The following is a 16,861-nucleotide window of genomic DNA, read 5'->3' on the forward strand; positions in this document are numbered from 1 at the left end:
CCTCAGGAGAACGCGCCCAGGGCCGTGGGCAACGGGACGTCGTCGTGCGAGCGCAGCCACTGGCTGAAGGCGGGTGATTCGGCGGCGTGCCGGAGGTAGGCGTTCGTCGTTTCCTGGTAGACCGCGTCGACCTGGTCCCAGCCCGCTCGTTTCCGGTGCCAGGCGAGCACGATCCGCATACGCACCGGGGCGTCCTCGAGCGGCCGGATGACAACACCGGGAGTCTCCGGCGCGGTCGGCTCGACCAGTTGCACCGCGCGCCCGGCAGCGATCAGCTGACGCCCACCGCCGAGCGGGAACGTGTAGCGGACGCGGGGCGTGAAGCCCGCGCGGGCGGCGGCCGCGCGCAGGGACGCGAGAGACCCGTCCTCCGGGCCGGGCGGCCCGATCCAGTCCTCGTCGGCGAGGTCGGTCAGCGCGATCTCCGCACCAGTGGCCAGCGGGTGGTCGGCGGCCTCGGCGACGAAGACCGGCACCCACGGCAGCAGCACGCGGTGCGCGAGGTGCTTGGCGAGGGTGATCTCGTGGTCATCGGACATCGCGATGATGGCGATGTCGAGGTGCGCCCGGGCCAGGGCGTCGGCCAGGTCTCGCGACGCCGCGGGGCACCGACAATCGCGCGAGGCCATCGGCCGGGCCTATACCCGGCCGCACGATCGGGTGGTTCCCCGGGCAGGTCCGGGCGCGAACAACATCATCCGGGTACGCAGTAACGGTACGAACACAACCGAACCCGAGGAGTAACCCTCCATGCGTACCGTGCTCGCAGGCATAGCCCTGGCCAGCCTTGCACTGGGAGGTGGCACCGCCGCGGCGACGGCGGCGGGCGCGCCCGAGGAACCGCGAGCCGCTGTCGCTGATCCAGGCGCGGCGCTAACGCTGACGACGCAGTGGCTCAGTGATGGCCAGACGAAGGCGGCCATCCTCAACTGCGACCCGACAGACGGCAGCACGCACGCGGACCCACAGGCCGCGTGCGACGCCCTTAAGGCCGTCAACGCCGACTTCGACGCGCTTCAGGACACCTCTAGGCCGTGCCCGTACAACTACGACCCGGTCGTCGTCACGGTCAAGGGCGAGTGGTACGGCGACTACGTCTACTTCTCGCGCGAGTACTCGAACCAGTGCGTCGCGATTGTGAGCAGTAACGACGTCTTCGGCTTCTAGGCCTGTCCGGTCGAACCGCCCACGGTGGCGTCGCCGGTGTTCTCCTCCGGTTTGGGCTCCGGCGGCACCACCCCGGCGAACTCCTTGCCCGCGTCGTTCATGCGCAGCACGAACGGGCGGGTCTCGGTGTAGCGGATGACGCTGACCGACGCGGGGTCCACCACGATGCGCTGGAACGTGTCCAGGTGCTGGCCCAGCGCGTCGGACAGGATGGACTTGATGACGTCGCCGTGGCTGCACAGCAGCCACACCGCGCGGTCGCCGTACTTGGCGGTGATCCGCGCGTCGTGCGCACGCACCGCCTTCACCGCCCGCGCCTGGACGTCGGCCAAGCCCTCGCCGTCGGGGAACACCGCGGCGGACGGGTGCTGTTGCACGACCTTCCACAGCGGTTCGCCGAGCAGGTCCTTGATGGCCTTGCCGGTCCACGAGCCGTAGTCGACCTCGAGGAACGCGTCGTCGACGACGGGGTCGAGGTCGCGCGCGGCGGCCAGGGCGGAGACGGTCTGCTCGCAGCGCGGCAGCGGGGAGCGCACGATGTCGTGCAGGGTCACCTCGGCGAGCCGGTCGACCAGGTCGGCGGCTTGCCGTTGGCCGGTCGGGTCGAGGGTGACTCCCTCGCTGCGGCCCGCGAGCACACCGGAGCCGTTGGCGGTGGAACGGGCATGGCGGAGGAGGACGAGTGTTGCCACGGCCGAACAGCCTAAGCGGTCGCGATCACGTGGGTGTGACGACCCCGGTCACCAGCAGTCCACACAAGAGCGCGCCGACGGCGATCCGGTACCAGACGAACACCATGAAGTTGTTCTTGGACACGTAGCGCAGCAGCCAGGCGACGCAGGCGTAGCCGACCGCGAAGGACACCACTGTGGCCACGATCGTCTGGGGCACGCTGGCTTGAACGCCTGGTCCACCCCGGTCGAGGACGTCGGGGATGCTGAAGATGCCCGCGCCGAACACCGACGGGATGGCCAGCAGGAACGAGTACCGGGTGGCCGCTTCGCGCTTGAGGCCGAGGAACATGCCCGCGGTGAGCGTCCCACCCGAACGGGAGACGCCGGGGACCAGGGCCATGGCCTGGGCGAAGCCCATCACGATGCTGTCGCGCATGGTCAGCTTGTCGCGGGCCTGCTTGCCCACCTCGTCGGCGATGGCCAGGAACACCGCGAACACCATCAGCACGATGGCGGTGATCCACAGGTTGCGCAGGCCGGAGCGGATGGCGTCCTTGAACACCACGCCCAGGATGGCGATCGGCGCCGAACCGATGATCACGTACCAGGCCAGCTTGTAGTCCGGGTCGGTCCGCCCGGCGGCGGAGAACAGGCCGACGAACCAGGCGCGCAGCAGCCGCCAGATGTCCTTGGCGAAGTAGATGATCACCGCGGTCTCGGTGCCGAGCTGGATGACCGCGGTGAACGAGGCGCCCGCGTCCCCGCCGAACCACAGCTCGGAGACGATCCGGATGTGCGCCGACGAGGAGATCGGGAGGAACTCGGTCAGGCCCTGGACGATGCCGAGGACGATTGCTTGCAACCAGGTCAACTGCCGACTCCCGCGAGATCCAGAGCTTCCACGGCGACCCGCAGGGCCGCCTTGCTGCGCTCCAGATCTTGCAGGATCGGCGAAACGGTGAGGGTGGTGACCCCCGACTCGGCCAGTTCGCGCATCTTGTCCGCGATGCGCTCCTTGGGGCCGAGCAGCGAGGTCGAGTCGAGGAAGCCCAGCGGTACGGCCGCCGCGGCGCCCGCGTAGTCCTTGGCGAGGTAGCGGTCCTGGCACTCGGCGGCTTCGGCTTCGTAGCCCATGCGGCAGGCGAGGTTGTTGTAGAAGTTCTGCTCGCGACTGCCCATGCCCCCTACATAGAGGGCGGCGTAGGGGCGGACGGTGTCTGCGGCCTTACGCCAGTCGTCATCGACCACTAGGGGGCTGGTGGGGACTACATCGAAGCCTTCGAGGGTCTTACCCGCCTTCTCGCGGCCCTTGGCGATCAGGTCGAGCGACTCGCGACCGTGTTCGGGCGAATAGAAGATGGCGAGCCAGCCGTCGGCGATCTCGCCTGTGAGCTCGAGGTTCTTGGGGCCGATAGAGGCCAGGTAGATCGGGATGTGCTCGCGGACCGGGTGGACCGTGAGCTTAAGAGCCTTGCCGGGGCCGTCGGGCAGCGGTTGGACGAAGTGCTTGCCCTGGTAGTCGACGCGTTCACGGCGTAGTGCGGTGCGGACGATGTCGACGTACTCGCGCGTGCGGCCTAGAGGCTTGTCGAACTTGACCCCGTACCAGCCCTCGGAGACCTGCGGACCGGACACGCCGAGGCCGAGGCGGAAGCGGCCGCCGGAGAGGGTGTCGAGGGTCGCGGCGGTCATCGCGGCCATGGTGGGGCGGCGGGCCGGGATCTGCAGGATGGCGCTGCCGACGTCGATCTGGGTGGTCTGCGCGGCGACCCAGGCCAGCACGCTGGGGGCGTCGGAACCGTAGGCCTCGGCGACCCAGGCCACCGAGTAGCCCAGCCGGTCGGCCTCGCGCGCCAACTCCAGGTTGGCCGCGTCGTTGCCCGCACCCCAGTAGCCCATGTTCAGTCCGAGTCGCATGTTCGGCAGGTTACTCACCGGTAAGGCCGGTTGGCCAGTGGGCCTCCGGTGGCGCGAGCGGGGTGGCGGCCTAGGCTCGGTGATCGTGGAGCAACGACACCTCGGGCGCAGCGGGCTGCGGGTTTCCCGGTTGGGCCTGGGCACGCTGACCTGGGGCGGGGACACCGACGCCGACGAGGCGGCGGCCCAGTTGGCCGCGTTCACCGAGGCGGGCGGCACCCTGGTCGACACCGCGGACATCTACGCCGACGGGGAGGCCGAGCGGCTGCTGGGGTCGTTGCTGGGTGATCTGGTGCCGCGCGAGCGGGTGGTCCTGGCGACCAAGGCGGTCGCGCGGCGGCACGACGGGCCGTTCGGCGGGGGCGCGTCGAGGGGTGCGCTGCTGACGGCGCTGGAGGGGTCGCTCCGGCGGCTGCGCACCGATCACGTGGACCTGTGGCAGTTGCACGCGTGGGACGAGGCGGTGCCGCTGGAGGAGACCCTCGCGGCGGTCGACAGCGCGGTACGGGCGGGCAAGGTCCGGTACGCGGGGGTGTCGAACTACTCCGGCTGGCAGACCGCGACCGCGGCGTCCCGCCAGGCGTCGACGGGTCTGCCATTGGTGAGCACGCAAGTGGAGTACTCGCTGCTCGAGCGCGGGGTGGAGCGGGAGGTCGTCCCGGCGTGCCTGCACCACGGGCTGGGCGTGCTGCCGTGGGCGCCGCTGGGGCGTGGTGTGCTGACCGGCAAATACCGCACGAGCACGCCCGCGGACTCCCGGGGCGCGTCGCCGGTGTTCGCGCGGTACGTGGAGAGACATCGCACGGAACGGGCCGGGCGGATCGTGCAGGCGGTGGCGACCGCGGCGGACGGGCTGGGCACGTCGCCGTTGGCCGTGGCGTTGGCCTGGGTGCGGGACCGTCCGGGTGTTGTGGCACCGGTGGTGGGGGCTCGCGACACGACCCAGTTGAAGGGGTCGCTGGTCGCGGAGGAGTTGACGCTGCCCGCGGCGATCCGGTCGGCGCTCGACGACGTCAGCGCGGTGGAGTTCGGGTACCCGGAGCGGCGTCTGCACTAGGGCCGTAGTCGTCTTCGGTTTCGTCGTCGACGAGTCCGAAGTAGTCGCGCACGTCCGATCGGTACATCAGGTGTCCGGCGGCCAGGACGATCAGCGTCGACAAGACCAGCGCGGTCACACCCAGGACACCGTCCGCGACGCCCAGCATGAGCAACAGGGCGAGACCGGCGACCAGCAACGAGGCGACCCGGGCCCAGTCGCGGCCGCCGCGGATGCACAGCGCGAAGGCGACGGCCAGGCAGATCGGCAGCAGCGCCAGGGACACGTCGTGGTCGGTGCTGGCGGTGACGACGGCCAGGTGCGCGGCGGTCAGGGCGACGTTGAGCAGCAGCAGGACGCTCGCCGCGCGGACCGGCGCGGGCGGGTCGTTGGGCTCGACATCGCCGAATATCGGCAGGTGAGTGGGGTCGATCGCCATTGCTGCCTCCCTGCACTCGTGCCTGCTCCGTCGGCCGACCCACACCGGGTGTTACAAGTTGGTTTCGACATCACTCGCCCGGGGTAACAAGTTGCCGAATCCGGTGAACATGACCTGCTTGTTTCGTAGTGCAGCGAACGCTGTCCATGGCGATAGTATCCATGTACTGTAGCTGGCGTGAGCGAGACGAGCACCCCGGTGTCCGGCCTGGTCTGGCGGCTGTCGACCCGCTGGCGGGCGGCGATCGACAGGGCCGTGACGCCCTTCGGCGTGACCCACGCCCAGTACTCGGTCCTCGCGCCGCTGTCGACCCTGCAGCGGGCAGGCACCCGACCGAGCCAACGGCAACTGGCCGACTTCACCGGCCTTGAGCCGCTCTACGTGTCCAAGCTGGTCCGCTCCCTGGAGCAGGCCGGTCTGCTGACACGAACCCCAGACCCGGCTGATAGCCGGGCGATGCTGCTGTCACTCACCGATCACGGCAGCGAGGTCGCCGCACGGGCCACTACGGCCGTGCGGGCGCTCCAGGATGAGTTCACCGCGCCACTAGGCGGAGTCGACAGCGCACGCACCCAAGCCCTCATCGACGCACTACGCACATTGCTGGAGGACACATGAGCCACCCGTTCAACGGACTTGTCATCGGCCAGGCGGGTCGAGCCACCCGGGCCCTGCTAGACCGCTTACTCCAAGAGGCCAACACGGACTTCCCAACCTGGGTCGCCCTGGTCCTGCTCTCCGACACCGACATCCCCGAAGACGAACTCACCGACCGGCTCGCGACGCGCCTTAAGGTCGACCGAGCCGACGCAGCGCTAACCGTGACCGGGCTGGCCGAAGAGGGCCTAACAACCCCCGGCGCGACCTTGACCGAACAGGGCCGCGCCCGGTTCCAGCACATCAGCGACGGTGTCGACTCCATCGCTGCGCGCCTCTATGGCGACCTGAACGCGGACGAGAAGGACACCGCCGGGCGCGTACTGGCCCTGGTAACAGCCCGCGCGGAGGCGGAACTGGCCGCCTGAGGTCCGGTGGGCGGACACACCCCACCGGACGTGGCCTTCGTGTCCTCGTTGCGGGATGCTGGTGGGAACGCCTTGTCCCCACCGTCCGGAGGTCTGCTTGCCCCGCCTGGTCGTCCTGGTCGCTTCCACAACCCTGTGCGCCGCGTTCGTCGCGGGCTGCTCATCGGGTGACCAGCCTAGGGACGAGCTGATGGTCACCGACAACCCGGTGGCCGCCACCCCCGCCGTCTCCCCCGCGGCAGGCGCCACCCCGCCCGGCACCGTCCTGCCGCTGTCCGCGCAGGTCACCGCCGTGGCCACCGACCAGTCGACCCGCACCCTGGCCGTCGCCGCGGGCACCGACCTGCGCCTCTACGACCTCGACGCGCTCGACAAGGCCCCGCGCTCGCTCACCCTGCCCGGCACCGCCGACTCGCTGACCACCGCCGGTGACGGCGCGCTGCTGGTGACGGTGCCGGGCAAGGTCGTCCGCGTCGCGCTGCCCGGCGGCACCCTGGCCGAGTCCCCCGTGGACGGCTCCCCCGCAGCCGCGGCCGACTACCAGGGCGACACCCTCGTCGCCGTCCGCGACCGCAAGCAGGTCACCGTCCTGGGCGACGGCCAGGTGCGGCGGGTCATCACCGGCAGCCTGCTCAGCGCCGACCAGGTGTTCAGCACCGGCCAGGACGCCGTCGTCCTCGACCGCCTGCGTAACGCCGTCTTCCAGCTCAACGTCACCCAGGGCACCGTCGGCGAGGGCCTGCGCGCGGGCCAGGGCTCCACCAACGGCGTCACCGACCGCTGGGGCCGCGTCCTGGTCACCGACACCCGCGGCGGCGCCCTGCTGGCCTTCTCGATCAACCCCCTGCTGATGCGCCAGCGCTACCCCGTCCCCGGTTCCCCCTACGGCATCGCCTACGACACCAAGCGCGACCTGGCGTGGGTGACCCTCACCGAGACCAACGAGGTCGTCGCCTACCAGGTCGGCGGCGAGGAGCCCGTCGAACGACACCGTTTCCCCACGGTGGCTCAACCCAACTCGGTCACGGTCGATCCAGCGACCGGACGCGTGGTCGTCGCGTCCGCCAACGGAGGAGGTATCCAGGTGGTACAACCATGACAGAAGACGACTGGGAATACCTCCCCCTCCGCCTACCCCCCGGCGTCTCCCGCCTCACCGCGGCCACCCAACTCGCCATCCAGGCCGAGTTCAACGGCTGGGAACTCTCCCGAGTCCGCCTCTACGCCGACGGCACCCGCAAAGTCCTCCTCCGCCGCAAGATCCGCCGAGCTGGTGTACCCAGGGTCGCGATCTGAGCCGGACGGCCAACGCGGCACCGCCAGCCAGCCTCCGTGTACCCCCGCCTGCTCAACGTCGCTATCCAGCCGGTGGCGGCCAGATAGCGTAACGGGTCAGTCGCACACCGCGAGGGATCGATTACCAGGTGCCACGTAGGCATTCGGGAATCCCTTGGAGGAAGCGCGTGACCCAGTCCGTCGACCAGCAGATCGTCCGAGCATTCGCGCTGGAGATCATCACCCGGGTGGCGCCAGCCGAGCAGCACACCTTCGGCCCGCAAAGCGACGCCTACTTCGCCGACCCCCAGCGCGCACTCGCCGGCAAGGAACCCACCCGCGGCGACCGACTGGGCAGCGGCCTCACCGACTTTCTCGACACCGTCGTCCCCGTGGTCACCCCGATCGCGCTCGCGGTGGCCACCGACCTCATCAGCCGATCTCTGCAAGACAACGCAGGCCCTGGCCTCAAGCGCATCGGCACCGCCGTGGGCAAACTCCTCGGCCGCGGTAGATCCACACCAACCGAGCCCGTAGTGGACGTCCCCCTCCCCGACCGCTCTGACGCCTGGCGCGCCATCCACGACCTGGCCCTGCAACACGGAAAGGACGAATCCCTGGCCCGACGCATCGCCGACGCCATCACCGGCGAGGAGAGATGACCGCCCCCAGCACTGGCCCCAACCGTCCCGACGGAGTGCCCGCAGGCACCACCACCCTGTTCGTACTGCTCATCGCCGCGGTCCTGGCAACGACCTCGACGGTGTACTTCGGCTTCAACTTTGCAGTGCCGCAGGTCCCCTGGTCGGACACGAAGTGGATGACGCTCGGCTTGACGGTGGTCACCGGCATCGCGGGCGTGCACTACCTGCTTCACCCATGGTGGATGCGACGCCGTGCCGCACTAGTGAAGTTGACAAGCGAGGACTCCCACGAACTGATCGAAGAACTGGAAGAACTCTGCCGGGTCGCAAGCGTGCGAGCGCCCACCTTCCTCCTCGCCCCATATGCCACGGAGTCCTGCAACGGACAGGCATTCGGGCACGCTCGCGAGCGGATGGTCCGCCTCGACGCAGGGCTGGTAGCACTGCGTGGACCATCCCCAGCCTCATTTCGCGCGGTCGTACTGCACGAGCTTGCGCACTTGCGCAACCGAGACGTCGACCTGACGTACTTGACGGTCGCGATCTGGCGGTCGTTCATCGTGATCTCCGCACCGCTGATGGTGTGGCAGGTGCTGGCCAGCCGCGGATCGTGGTGGGGCGACGTCCTCACCGGGATGTCACTGACAGCGTTGACACTGGTGATCCTTCTTACCCGCAACGCGCTGCTCCGGTCCCGCGAGCTCTACGCCGACGCCCGCCTCACCGAATGGACCGACACCGAAGCCCGGCAGGCCCTTCACCGAGCGATCGCCCGGCAAGCGGAACGCAGCACTCCGGACCGCTTCCATCGCCGGGTGTGGGACGATCACCCACACCCCAGTCACAGACTCCACGCCGTCAACAACCAAGCGCTGTTGGCCCGGCCCCGTCTGTGGGAACTGTTCGCGGTCGGAATCGTCGCTTCGACGTTCTTGAACAACTTCTACCTGTACCTCGTGGCCGTGTTAGAGGCACGCCCGGGGATCGCACCGCTCCTGGTGATCATCCCGGCGTCGGTGGGGGTGGTCGGCGCACTGGTGCTGGCGGCGGCGCGGATCGGCAAGTCGTGGCGACTGCTGACCGCCCCCACCGTGCTGACCGCCGGTTACCTGGTGGGTGAATCCACATCGTTGGTGAATAGCGGGAGCGGGACCTGGGTTATCTTCGGGCAATGGGGAGCGGGCGGCTTCCAACTGTGGCCCGCCGTCGCCGCTGTCGGTGTCCTGTTCGTTGGAGTCGCCCTGCTGAGCGCGTGGTCGGTATCGGCGACGAAGGCGCTCACGGCCAGTGGACGGAGCGCACGGTTCGCGGTGAACGTGGTGTCGGCCGTGGGCGCGGCGGCGTTGACCCCGTGGTTGTTGGTCTGGTGGTCGTTGCAGTCGAACGCGACCGTGACCGTGTCGAGCGTCAGCAAGAACACTCCGCCAAGCCTGCCTGATGGGCTGCCTGACGCGTATGCGAACACCCTCAGAGCGATAGTGGACCTGCTGGCGTTGCCGCGCGACAGCGTGCTGCTGCGTGGCAGTGTGTTAGCACCTGGGTTGGTGCTGGGCGTAGTGCTGTTGTGGCTGGTACCGGTGGTGCTGGCGTCGCGTGCGCGTGCCAACCCGCTCGCCACGACGACCCGGCGGGATGCCAAGCGCGTGCTGGCGCTATCCGGCGCGGGGACCGCGCTGTTCCTCGTATTGCTCGGCGTTCACCTAGTGGTATCGCGGTCGGCTTATGACCGATCGGTCCATCGCGAGAAGATCGCCGAGTGGTCGGCCGCTGTGGCAGCTTCTCTCGACGCTGCGACTCTTGTGGCACAGGTGTTGGTCGCCGTCGCGGCAGCGCTCGTCGCCAAGCGACTCCGCCCCGCGTTCGCTCTGATGGCAATTGTGCTGGTTGCCATGGCCGCCGCACTCTTCCACTGGTCGGCGTTGCTGGCGGCGGGGTGCTACGCGACCGACGTACCACTCATCGACGACTGCTGGAAGTTCTCATCGCTGGCAACCGTCGGCGTGTCCTGGCACAACAAGATCGTGTTCGGGGCCGTCGCGGCGATCCCGGTGGTGCTCGTCATCCTCGCACTGAAGGCGATTGCCCGGCCCACAACCCACGCGGCCGTCGAAGACCTACCTCCCGCCCAACCGCTCAAGCCCGCCACGCTGGCAGGAGTGTCGGCCGCGGCCGCGTTCCTTGCGGTGGCATCAGCATTGCCAGGCGCGGGCCACTGGTACTCGTTCCAGGCGGTGACCACCGTGGACGAGTGCGTGGCGGGCACGTGGCGCGAGACGTCAGGCAGACGAACCCTCACCTTGAACGAGACCATCTCCATTCTGCTGACCACCGCTGGTGAGAGGTGGATCGTCAGCCCGGATGGCACCCTGCGCCGCGACTTCGGCGTGGGCACAGCGCATCGAGGGGAACACTCAGGCACCCCTGTCGTCATCACCTTCGTCGGCACCGCCGACTACCGCTACCACATCGAAGACGGGCTGATCCACCTAGCTGCCTTCGCCAGATCTGGCAGCCTTACCACCCGGGCAGGCGACATATCCATGCCTGCCCAGCAGCTCTCCGACGCGCTCTCACCCACTTCCACCGCCAAGATCACCTGCGAAGCCGACCAACTCACCGTTGACGACGGCAACTGGAGGCAGGCGTTCGAACGGGTCAAGGACTGACCGGATGCGACCAGCAACCTACGCGGCCTACCGGGCGGGTTGTTGGTCGATCCCGTCCCACACCGCGCGGGCACCCGCGTCACCCACCCGGTACACGTGCACCCCCGCGGCCACCCCCGTCCCGATGCTCAGCACCGCCAGCGCGATGACCACCGGCTTCGTCCACGTCTCCACAGGCCGCGAGCTCACCACCATCAGCGCCGTCACCGCGACCAGCAGCGCGAGCACGAACCAGATCATCAGGTCGCCGAGCTCCTCGTGCGCCTTGATCAGGTCGCTCTCCGGCAGCCGCTTCTCCAGGTCCTCGCCGCTGGAGGTCGCGATCGGCGTCAGCACCGTGGCGACCGCCGCGAACCCCACGACCAGCCACCCGAACCGCTGCCGGGCGGCAGGCCACAGCGCGATGACGATGGCGCCCAGCACCGACAGCGGCACCAGTACCACGACCGCGTGCACCACCAGCGCGTGCACCGGCAACCCGTCGATGAACTCCGGCATACCCACCTCCGACTAGGCGATACATCAGGTACGCGCCAAACCCGCGACCGGTTCAGTCAACCGCGCGCGCGACCGGTTGGCACAATCATGGTGTGCCGAGCTGTGAGTCCACTGAGGAACTGCGTGAGCTCACCGCGGACCCGCGCCGCTGGGCCGACCTCGCCCACGATGAGGGGTTCCAAGGCGGCCTCCGTCTGGCGACCCCGTACCTGCGCGGCCTCAGCCAGCACGCCCTGCTCGTCATCCAGCCGGACTGCATATCAGCAGGCCAGGCCCCAGCCTGCGTCGACTTCGTCCGCGCCCACGGCTTCGAGCCCGTCCACCACGTGCGCTTCCGCATGGCCCCTCACATCACTGCGGCCCTGTGGCACAGCCGGTCAACCACCTCAACCCCGGACTGCCTGGCCGTGACCGACGCCGTCTGCGGCCACGCCGACTCGGTGTTCGTCCTGCTGCGCGACACCACCCCCACCCACCTCCCGGCAAGCCTCCGCCTCACCCACCTCAAAGGCCCTGCCAAGCCAGCCAGACGCCGCCCCGGCCAACTCCGCGTCGCCCTCGGCTCCCCCAACCTCCTGCTCGCCTACGTCCACACCTCCGACGAGCCAGCCGACCTCCTCCGCGAGTCCCACCTCATGGGCGCCGACGTCACCACCTACGCCGCCATGACCGCCCAACTCGACCCCGCGGCCACCCCCCGTCTCCTCGCCGAACTCGAGTCCATGGCCACCGACCACAGCGACATGACCCCCACCGCCGCCCTGAACCGCCTGCTGGCCCTCACCCCACCCGACCACCCCGCCACCAAGGCCCTACTCGCGACCCGCGATGGCGCCTACCTCAACTGGCTCCAGTTCCGCGCCCACCTCATCGACTTGGGTATCAACCCGAACAGCTGGGACCCACTCCTGGTGGCCAGCCAGTACATCGTTTACGACTTGCCCGCATAGCCCCGGGCTCTTTGCCTGGTTCTGTTGTCGCCATCGGTCACCTACCCGGCCGATCTTCGCGGCGACCATGTGCCGACGTCATTGGTTCCGAGAATCCTGACGTTTCCTGCGCGTGCCGAACAGAAGTGGACAAACCGCAGGTGGGAGCGGGTGCGGAAATCGGCCCTTGCGCCGAAAGAGTGGAGTGACCGGCAGCGGGGGAACACGCAGAGGCAGCGCGGCGACGCTGTTGGTGACGACTGGGGCCCTTCATTACCGTGCAGGGGAATCACATGACACTGAGCCAGCAGATAAAGCGCAAGCTGAACAACCCGGACGACACCCGTTCGGTCTCCGGCTGGGCCCGCGCGAAGCGCTGGGAGAAACTGTTGCACAGTTTCCCGAAGCTCAGCGAAATGCGCGTCCTGGACCTCGGCGGTCTCCCCTCCTTCTGGCTCAACGCCTCCGTCCGCCCGGCCGAGGTCACCACCGTCAACCTGGTCGAGGCCGAGTCCCCCGGCCCGTGGCTGCGCCACCTCGTCGACGACGCCTGCGCGCCGACCACCCTGGGCGGCCAGGAGTTCGACCTCGTCGTCTCCAACAGCCTCATCGAACACGTAGGCGGCTACTCCGCCCGCTGCCGCCTCGCCGACGTCATCCGGTCCTCGGCCGATCAGCACTGGATGCAGACCCCGTACCGCTACTTCCCCATCGAGCCGCACTGGGTCTTCCCCGGCCTGCAGTTCCTCTCCCCGCATCTGCGCGCCAAGCTCCTGCCGCACTGGCCCTTCGGCCACGCCAAGCTGGACTACCGCGGCGCGCTCGACGCCGTGCTGGCCTGCGAGCTCGTCTCCATCTCCGAGATGCGCCTGCTGTTCCCGGACTCCACCATCTGGCACGAGAAGGTCGCGGGCCTGACCAAGTCAATTGTGGCAATCAAATCCTAAACTGCCGGAACTGCCGTACCCAAGTAATTCTTTGTTCTCCGTAACGCAATCCGATCACCCAATAGAACGCCAATGAAATCCCATTGGCGGATACGACAATCCGGCGACCGCTGGGAATCTTGTCGCGCACCCGCCCCACCAGGGGCGGACCTCAACAGAAGGAGGACGAACGTGCGCGCAACCCGCGTTTTCCGGGTAGTCCTGACAGCTCTGGCGGCAGTTTTCGCCTCGGTTGCCCTGGTACCCGCACAAGCGTCCGCTGTTCCGGCGAGCTACACACTGCAAAGCGGACTGAGCCCCTACCGCGTTCTCGACGCCAACCCGGCGACGGTGAACAACAACGGTGGGACCGTGTACCAGTGGGCCTACAACGGGGGCGTCCAGCAGTTCTGGTACCTCTACGCCGACGGCACCATCCGGCCCCAGGCGAACACCAACATGTGCCTGGACGCCAACCCGAACACCAACTGGGACGGCGGCACCGTCTACCTGTGGACGTGCAACGGCGGCAACCAGCAGAAGTGGACCTACCCCACCAACGGTGCGGGCTTCAGCATCAAGAACGTCCACTCCGGGCGCTGCCTGGACGTCAACCCGAACACCAACTACAACGGCGGGACCGTGTACCAGTGGTCCTGCAGCACCTCCCCGCAGCAGCGCTGGTTCTAGTCCGCTGATCCCGGGGTGAGCAGGCGAGTGGCGGCCCTACCGCCACTCGCCTGCTCGAGCTCAGCTGCTGCGCAGGAACCGGTCCAGCACCCGGGTCCCGAACTTGAGCGCGTCCACCGGCACCCGCTCGTCCACGCCGTGGAACAACGCCGAGAAGTCCAGGTCCGCGGGCAGCTTCAGCGGCGCGAACCCGAAGCACCGGATCCCCAGCGACTGGAACGCCTTCGCGTCCGTGCCGCCCGAGAGCATGTACGGCAGCGTCACCGCCCCCGGGTCCTCGGCGATCACCGACGCCGTCATCGCGTCCACCAGGGCCCCGTCGAAGGTCGTCTCCACCGGAGGCAGGTTGGTCACGTACTCGCGCTCGATGTCCGGCCCGAGGATCTCGTCGAGCTCGCGCTCGAACGCCTCCCGTCGCCCCGGCAGCACCCGGCAGTCCACCACGGCCTCGGCCACCGACGGGATCACGTTCGCCTTGTACCCGGCGTTGAGCATCGTCGGGTTCGCGGTGTCCCGCAGCGTCGCGCCGACCATCCGCGACACCGCGCCCAGCTTGGCCACCGACCCGTCGAGGTCGGCCTCGTCGAACTCCATCCCGGTCAACTCGGTGACCGCGGCCAGGAACTCCCGTACCGAGTCGGTCATGACCACCGGGAACTTGTGCGTCCCCAACCGCGCGACGGCCTGCGTCAGCTTGGTGACCGCGTTGTCCTCGTGCACCATCGACCCGTGACCGGCGCGCCCCCGGGCCCGCAGCCGCAACCAGGCGATGCCCTTCTCGGCGGTCTCGATCATGTAGGCCCGGACCCCGTCCTTGACGGTGATCGAGAACCCACCGACCTCGCTGATCGCCTCCGTGGCCCCCTCGAACAGGTCCGCCCGGTTCTCCACCAGCCACTGCGACCCGTACTCGCCCCCGGCCTCCTCGTCGGCCAAGAACGCGAAGATCAGATCCCGCGGCGGCACGATCCCGTCCCGCTTGAACCGCCTCGCGGTAGCCAGGGTCATCCCCAGCATGTCCTTCATGTCGACCGCGCCACGCCCCCACACGTAGTCGTCCTGCACAGCCCCCGAGAACGGGTGCACAGACCACTCCGACGGATCAGCAGGCACAACGTCCAGGTGGCCGTGCACCAGCAACGCCCCCCGCGAAGGATCCGCCCCCGCCAACCGCGCGATGACGTTCCCCCGCCCCTTCCCCCCCGACTCCACATAAGTGGTCTCGTACCCGACCTCAGCCAGCTTCTCGGCCACGTACTCAGCCGCCAGCCGCTCCCCCACCACCGTCGCCGGATCCCCGGTATTGGTCGTGTCGATCCGGATCAACTCGCTCGTAAGAGCGACCGCCTCCTCCTCAGCCACCGCGGTGTCATGGGCCTCGGCCAGCGCACTCTGCTGCTCACTCACCCCGCCTTCCTACCACCCCCCAGCCCCCCTGACAGCCCCGGTTTGGGACACGTCCACAGCATCGGATAAGGTATGCCCACACCACGCGGGGCCATCCCCCGCGAGTCCGGGTGGCGGAATGGCAGACGCGCTAGCTTGAGGTGCTAGTGCCCTTAACGGGCGTGGGGGTTCAAGTCCCCCCTCGGACACGCTTACTACCCCTACCTGCGGACCGGATGCTGACGTCAAGCATCCGGTCTTCTGCGTTGTAGAGCAGCTCCAGGTCAAGAGCGGTGTACAGCTCTTGCAGCCGCGCGGGGCTGGCGTCGTTGACCTGGCGGCCGATGGTGTCGAGGTAGTCGATCATGGCATTCGACCTCGGCAGCGCTGGTTGCCCGCCCGGCGGGCAGGGCGTCGAGTTCGATACGCGCCGCGTCCCGCTCAGCCTCCGCGCGGTTGAGCGCGTCGACCAGGGCGGTCGGGTTGGCGCCTGCTTCGATGGCGGCTTGGAGCTGCGTAGGCGGGTCTCGGCGTCCTTGATGCGTTGCCGCAGAGGTTCGGTGCGGGTGTTGGCTGTGGCGCCGGGCTGGGCGCCGATCGGGGCCGCCACGGTGGTGTCGCGGTTCTTGGGGGCGAGTAGGCCGCTGATCCAGTCGTTGAGGTGTGGGAGTACCGCGTTCTCGGGGAGATAGATGTTCTTCGGGTGGGTGGCGAGGATCGGTGATCCGGGGACGATGGATCGTGCGGCGCAGCGGTAGTAGATGCGGTTCTCTCGCGGGGTTCCTTCCATGCGGCGCTCGCAGTGACCACAGCGGACACGGCCACGCAGCGCATAGACCCGCTTGGTCGCCTTCGGTCGCGGACCGCGGAAGCAGTCCGCTCGTCGGCAGGCGCGCCCGCGACTTCGGAGGCGAGGAGTCGACCGCCGAGGTGCGCTTGCCGCGAATGGTGGTGAGATGGGGGATATGACGGAACCGGACCTGGTCGTGAACCGGCACACCATCGAGGACGTGCTCGCGCGGCTGGTGGACGAGACGCCGGGGTTTCCCCCGCACCTGGCCGAGGCCGTTCGGGACGACGCGGCCGTCCGGGAGCAGGAGATCGCGTTCGACTGGCTGACTTCCTGGCTCAGCAACGAGTACGTGCCGCTGGTGCCCTCGTACTTCCGGCGGTTGGCAGCCGTCGCGGACTACCTCGGCGACGAGCGCAGCTGGTACGCCGTGGCCTGGCTGCGCGGCCAGGTCCAGTGGGACGGCCCACCGCCGGAGCAGGCTGACCCACCGCTGGACGCCACCACCGCCCCGCGGGTCGTGCTGAGTCTGATCGCGGAGTGCCCGGAGCTGGAGGATGCGCTGCGCTATGCCCTCGAAGCCGTCGACGCCGGTGATCCGCGGGCGGGCTTGCAGGAACTGGTCACCTGGATCGAGGTGTTCGAGACCCCGCCAACCCCGTGGTTCCTGCGCAACGCCATCCGGGTGGCCGAGTTCTACCACGACAACGCCCTATCCGAACGGCTCGCCGCCCTGACCCGCTAGTACTGCAACGGCACTTAGGTGAGTAGATGCCCTGCAGCCGGGCAGGGCTGGCGT

The 16,861-nt window shown here is 68.7% G+C and carries 20 protein-coding genes and 1 tRNA gene; 13 read left to right on the forward strand and 8 right to left on the reverse strand.

Going from position 1 to position 16,861, the window contains the following annotated elements; translation table 11 throughout:
- Positions 1-2: 2 nt before the first annotated feature.
- Positions 3-629 carry a LysR substrate-binding domain-containing protein gene (locus JOD54_RS24120; protein WP_204453389.1) on the reverse strand — a complete coding sequence of 209 codons (627 nt, stop codon included), beginning with the start codon at positions 627-629 and terminating at the stop codon, positions 3-5.
- Between the two features lie 121 nt (positions 630-750).
- Here JOD54_RS24120 and JOD54_RS24125 point away from each other — a divergent pair, with 121 nt between their 5' ends.
- A complete protein-coding gene (locus JOD54_RS24125; RefSeq protein ID WP_204453391.1) occupies positions 751-1,167 on the forward strand; it encodes an SSI family serine proteinase inhibitor in 417 nt (138 codons plus the stop codon).
- Here the strand turns inward: JOD54_RS24125 and JOD54_RS24130 are convergent.
- The 3 genes from JOD54_RS24130 to JOD54_RS24140 are packed head-to-tail and all read right to left on the reverse strand — an operon-like array spanning position 1,164 to position 3,758.
- Positions 1,164-1,859, reverse strand: a complete 696-nt coding sequence (locus JOD54_RS24130) for a histidine phosphatase family protein (protein WP_204453393.1) — start codon at positions 1,857-1,859, stop codon at positions 1,164-1,166. The two genes, JOD54_RS24125 and JOD54_RS24130, sit on opposite strands and share 4 nt — an antisense overlap.
- Before the next feature lie 25 nt (positions 1,860-1,884).
- Complete coding sequence (locus JOD54_RS24135; RefSeq protein ID WP_204453395.1) at positions 1,885-2,712, reverse strand: undecaprenyl-diphosphate phosphatase; 828 nt, start codon at positions 2,710-2,712, stop codon at positions 1,885-1,887.
- Positions 2,709-3,758: an LLM class F420-dependent oxidoreductase gene (locus tag JOD54_RS24140; RefSeq protein WP_204453398.1), complete on the reverse strand. Its 1,050-nt coding sequence runs from the start codon at positions 3,756-3,758 to the stop codon at positions 2,709-2,711. Before JOD54_RS24140 ends, JOD54_RS24135 begins: the two co-directional genes overlap by 4 nt.
- A gap of 85 nt (positions 3,759-3,843) precedes the next feature.
- Here JOD54_RS24140 and JOD54_RS24145 point away from each other — a divergent pair, with 85 nt between their 5' ends.
- Entirely contained in the window at positions 3,844-4,815 is a 972-nt protein-coding gene (locus tag JOD54_RS24145) for an aldo/keto reductase (RefSeq protein WP_204453400.1), read from the forward strand.
- Here JOD54_RS24145 and JOD54_RS24150 read toward each other — a convergent pair.
- The gene (locus JOD54_RS24150) at positions 4,772-5,233 is read right to left on the reverse strand and encodes a hypothetical protein (RefSeq protein WP_204453401.1); all 462 of its coding nucleotides are present in this window, start codon (positions 5,231-5,233) and stop codon (positions 4,772-4,774) included. The two genes, JOD54_RS24145 and JOD54_RS24150, sit on opposite strands and share 44 nt — an antisense overlap.
- Positions 5,234-5,410: 177 nt before the next feature.
- On the opposite strand from JOD54_RS24150, the gene JOD54_RS24155 reads away from it, so the two are divergent.
- From JOD54_RS24155 to JOD54_RS24180, 6 genes are all read left to right on the forward strand, one after another.
- Positions 5,411-5,851, forward strand: a complete 441-nt coding sequence (locus JOD54_RS24155; protein WP_204453403.1) for a MarR family winged helix-turn-helix transcriptional regulator — start codon at positions 5,411-5,413, stop codon at positions 5,849-5,851.
- Positions 5,848-6,258: a winged helix DNA-binding protein gene (locus JOD54_RS24160; RefSeq protein ID WP_204453405.1), complete on the forward strand. Its 411-nt coding sequence runs from the start codon at positions 5,848-5,850 to the stop codon at positions 6,256-6,258. The genes JOD54_RS24155 and JOD54_RS24160 overlap by 4 nt, the downstream gene beginning before the upstream one ends.
- 97 nt (positions 6,259-6,355) lie before the next feature.
- Complete coding sequence (locus JOD54_RS24165) at positions 6,356-7,357, forward strand: YncE family protein (protein ID WP_204453407.1); 1,002 nt, start codon at positions 6,356-6,358, stop codon at positions 7,355-7,357.
- On the forward strand, positions 7,354-7,554 hold the full coding sequence (locus JOD54_RS24170; RefSeq protein WP_204453409.1) for a DUF5703 family protein: 201 nt from the start codon (positions 7,354-7,356) through the stop codon (positions 7,552-7,554). The genes JOD54_RS24165 and JOD54_RS24170 overlap by 4 nt, the downstream gene beginning before the upstream one ends.
- A 167-nt stretch (positions 7,555-7,721) precedes the next feature.
- On the forward strand, positions 7,722-8,195 hold the full coding sequence (locus JOD54_RS24175) for a hypothetical protein (RefSeq protein ID WP_204453411.1): 474 nt from the start codon (positions 7,722-7,724) through the stop codon (positions 8,193-8,195).
- A complete protein-coding gene (locus JOD54_RS24180; protein ID WP_204453413.1) occupies positions 8,192-10,843 on the forward strand; it encodes a M48 family metalloprotease in 2,652 nt (883 codons plus the stop codon). Before JOD54_RS24175 ends, JOD54_RS24180 begins: the two co-directional genes overlap by 4 nt.
- Positions 10,844-10,870: 27 nt before the next feature.
- Here JOD54_RS24180 and JOD54_RS24185 read toward each other — a convergent pair whose 3' ends face one another.
- Positions 10,871-11,341, reverse strand: a complete 471-nt coding sequence (locus JOD54_RS24185; RefSeq protein WP_204453415.1) for a DUF2231 domain-containing protein — start codon at positions 11,339-11,341, stop codon at positions 10,871-10,873.
- Between the two features lie 92 nt (positions 11,342-11,433).
- Between JOD54_RS24185 and JOD54_RS24190 the strand changes: the two genes are divergently transcribed.
- The 3 genes from JOD54_RS24190 to JOD54_RS24200 all read left to right on the forward strand — a co-directional run bounded on the left by JOD54_RS24190 (position 11,434) and on the right by JOD54_RS24200 (position 13,886).
- Entirely contained in the window at positions 11,434-12,291 is an 858-nt protein-coding gene (locus JOD54_RS24190; RefSeq protein WP_204453417.1) for a nucleoside-diphosphate kinase, read from the forward strand.
- A gap of 272 nt (positions 12,292-12,563) precedes the next feature.
- On the forward strand, positions 12,564-13,217 hold the full coding sequence (locus tag JOD54_RS24195; protein ID WP_239573490.1) for a class I SAM-dependent methyltransferase: 654 nt from the start codon (positions 12,564-12,566) through the stop codon (positions 13,215-13,217).
- A 171-nt stretch (positions 13,218-13,388) separates the two neighbouring features.
- Positions 13,389-13,886 (forward strand): RICIN domain-containing protein, encoded by a 498-nt coding sequence (locus JOD54_RS24200; protein ID WP_204453420.1) that lies wholly within the window; start codon positions 13,389-13,391, stop codon positions 13,884-13,886.
- A 60-nt stretch (positions 13,887-13,946) separates the two neighbouring features.
- On the opposite strand, the gene JOD54_RS24205 is transcribed toward JOD54_RS24200, so the two are convergent.
- Complete coding sequence (locus JOD54_RS24205) at positions 13,947-15,293, reverse strand: M20/M25/M40 family metallo-hydrolase (RefSeq protein WP_307860244.1); 1,347 nt, start codon at positions 15,291-15,293, stop codon at positions 13,947-13,949.
- Positions 15,294-15,397: 104 nt separating this feature from the next.
- Between JOD54_RS24205 and JOD54_RS24210 the strand changes: the two genes are divergently transcribed.
- Positions 15,398-15,481, forward strand: a tRNA-Leu gene (locus JOD54_RS24210).
- Here JOD54_RS24210 and JOD54_RS24215 read toward each other — a convergent pair.
- Complete coding sequence (locus JOD54_RS24215) at positions 15,463-16,275, reverse strand: recombinase zinc ribbon domain-containing protein (RefSeq protein WP_275592685.1); 813 nt, start codon at positions 16,273-16,275, stop codon at positions 15,463-15,465. The two genes, JOD54_RS24210 and JOD54_RS24215, sit on opposite strands and share 19 nt — an antisense overlap.
- Here JOD54_RS24215 and JOD54_RS24220 point away from each other — a divergent pair.
- The gene (locus tag JOD54_RS24220) at positions 16,229-16,807 is read left to right on the forward strand and encodes a hypothetical protein (protein ID WP_204453424.1); all 579 of its coding nucleotides are present in this window, start codon (positions 16,229-16,231) and stop codon (positions 16,805-16,807) included. The genes JOD54_RS24215 and JOD54_RS24220 overlap by 47 nt on opposite strands.
- Positions 16,808-16,861: the final 54 nt, after the last annotated feature.

Origin of the sequence: Actinokineospora baliensis, from assembly GCF_016907695.1 — a bacterium.
Taxonomy (GTDB): Bacteria; Actinomycetota; Actinomycetes; order Mycobacteriales; family Pseudonocardiaceae; genus Actinokineospora; species Actinokineospora baliensis.

What these genes read in the sequence shown, in the direction of transcription:
- JOD54_RS24120 (WP_204453389.1), bottom strand. Translation starts at nt 629, where the DNA reads ATGGCCTCGCGCGATTGTCGGTGCCCCGCGGCGTCGCGAGACCTGGCC.
- JOD54_RS24185 (WP_204453415.1), bottom strand. Translation starts at nt 11,341, where the DNA reads ATGCCGGAGTTCATCGACGGGTTGCCGGTGCACGCGCTGGTGGTGCAC.
- JOD54_RS24220 (WP_204453424.1), top strand. Translation starts at nt 16,229, where the DNA reads ATGGGGGATATGACGGAACCGGACCTGGTCGTGAACCGGCACACCATC.
- JOD54_RS24180 (WP_204453413.1), top strand. Translation starts at nt 8,192, where the DNA reads ATGACCGCCCCCAGCACTGGCCCCAACCGTCCCGACGGAGTGCCCGCA.
- JOD54_RS24150 (WP_204453401.1), bottom strand. Translation starts at nt 5,233, where the DNA reads ATGGCGATCGACCCCACTCACCTGCCGATATTCGGCGATGTCGAGCCC.
- JOD54_RS24140 (WP_204453398.1), bottom strand. Translation starts at nt 3,758, where the DNA reads ATGCGACTCGGACTGAACATGGGCTACTGGGGTGCGGGCAACGACGCG.
- JOD54_RS24125 (WP_204453391.1), top strand. Translation starts at nt 751, where the DNA reads ATGCGTACCGTGCTCGCAGGCATAGCCCTGGCCAGCCTTGCACTGGGA.
- JOD54_RS24195 (WP_239573490.1), top strand. Translation starts at nt 12,564, where the DNA reads ATGACACTGAGCCAGCAGATAAAGCGCAAGCTGAACAACCCGGACGAC.
- JOD54_RS24170 (WP_204453409.1), top strand. Translation starts at nt 7,354, where the DNA reads ATGACAGAAGACGACTGGGAATACCTCCCCCTCCGCCTACCCCCCGGC.
- JOD54_RS24160 (WP_204453405.1), top strand. Translation starts at nt 5,848, where the DNA reads ATGAGCCACCCGTTCAACGGACTTGTCATCGGCCAGGCGGGTCGAGCC.
- JOD54_RS24215 (WP_275592685.1), bottom strand. Translation starts at nt 16,275, where the DNA reads ATGGTGTGCCGGTTCACGACCAGGTCCGGTTCCGTCATATCCCCCATC.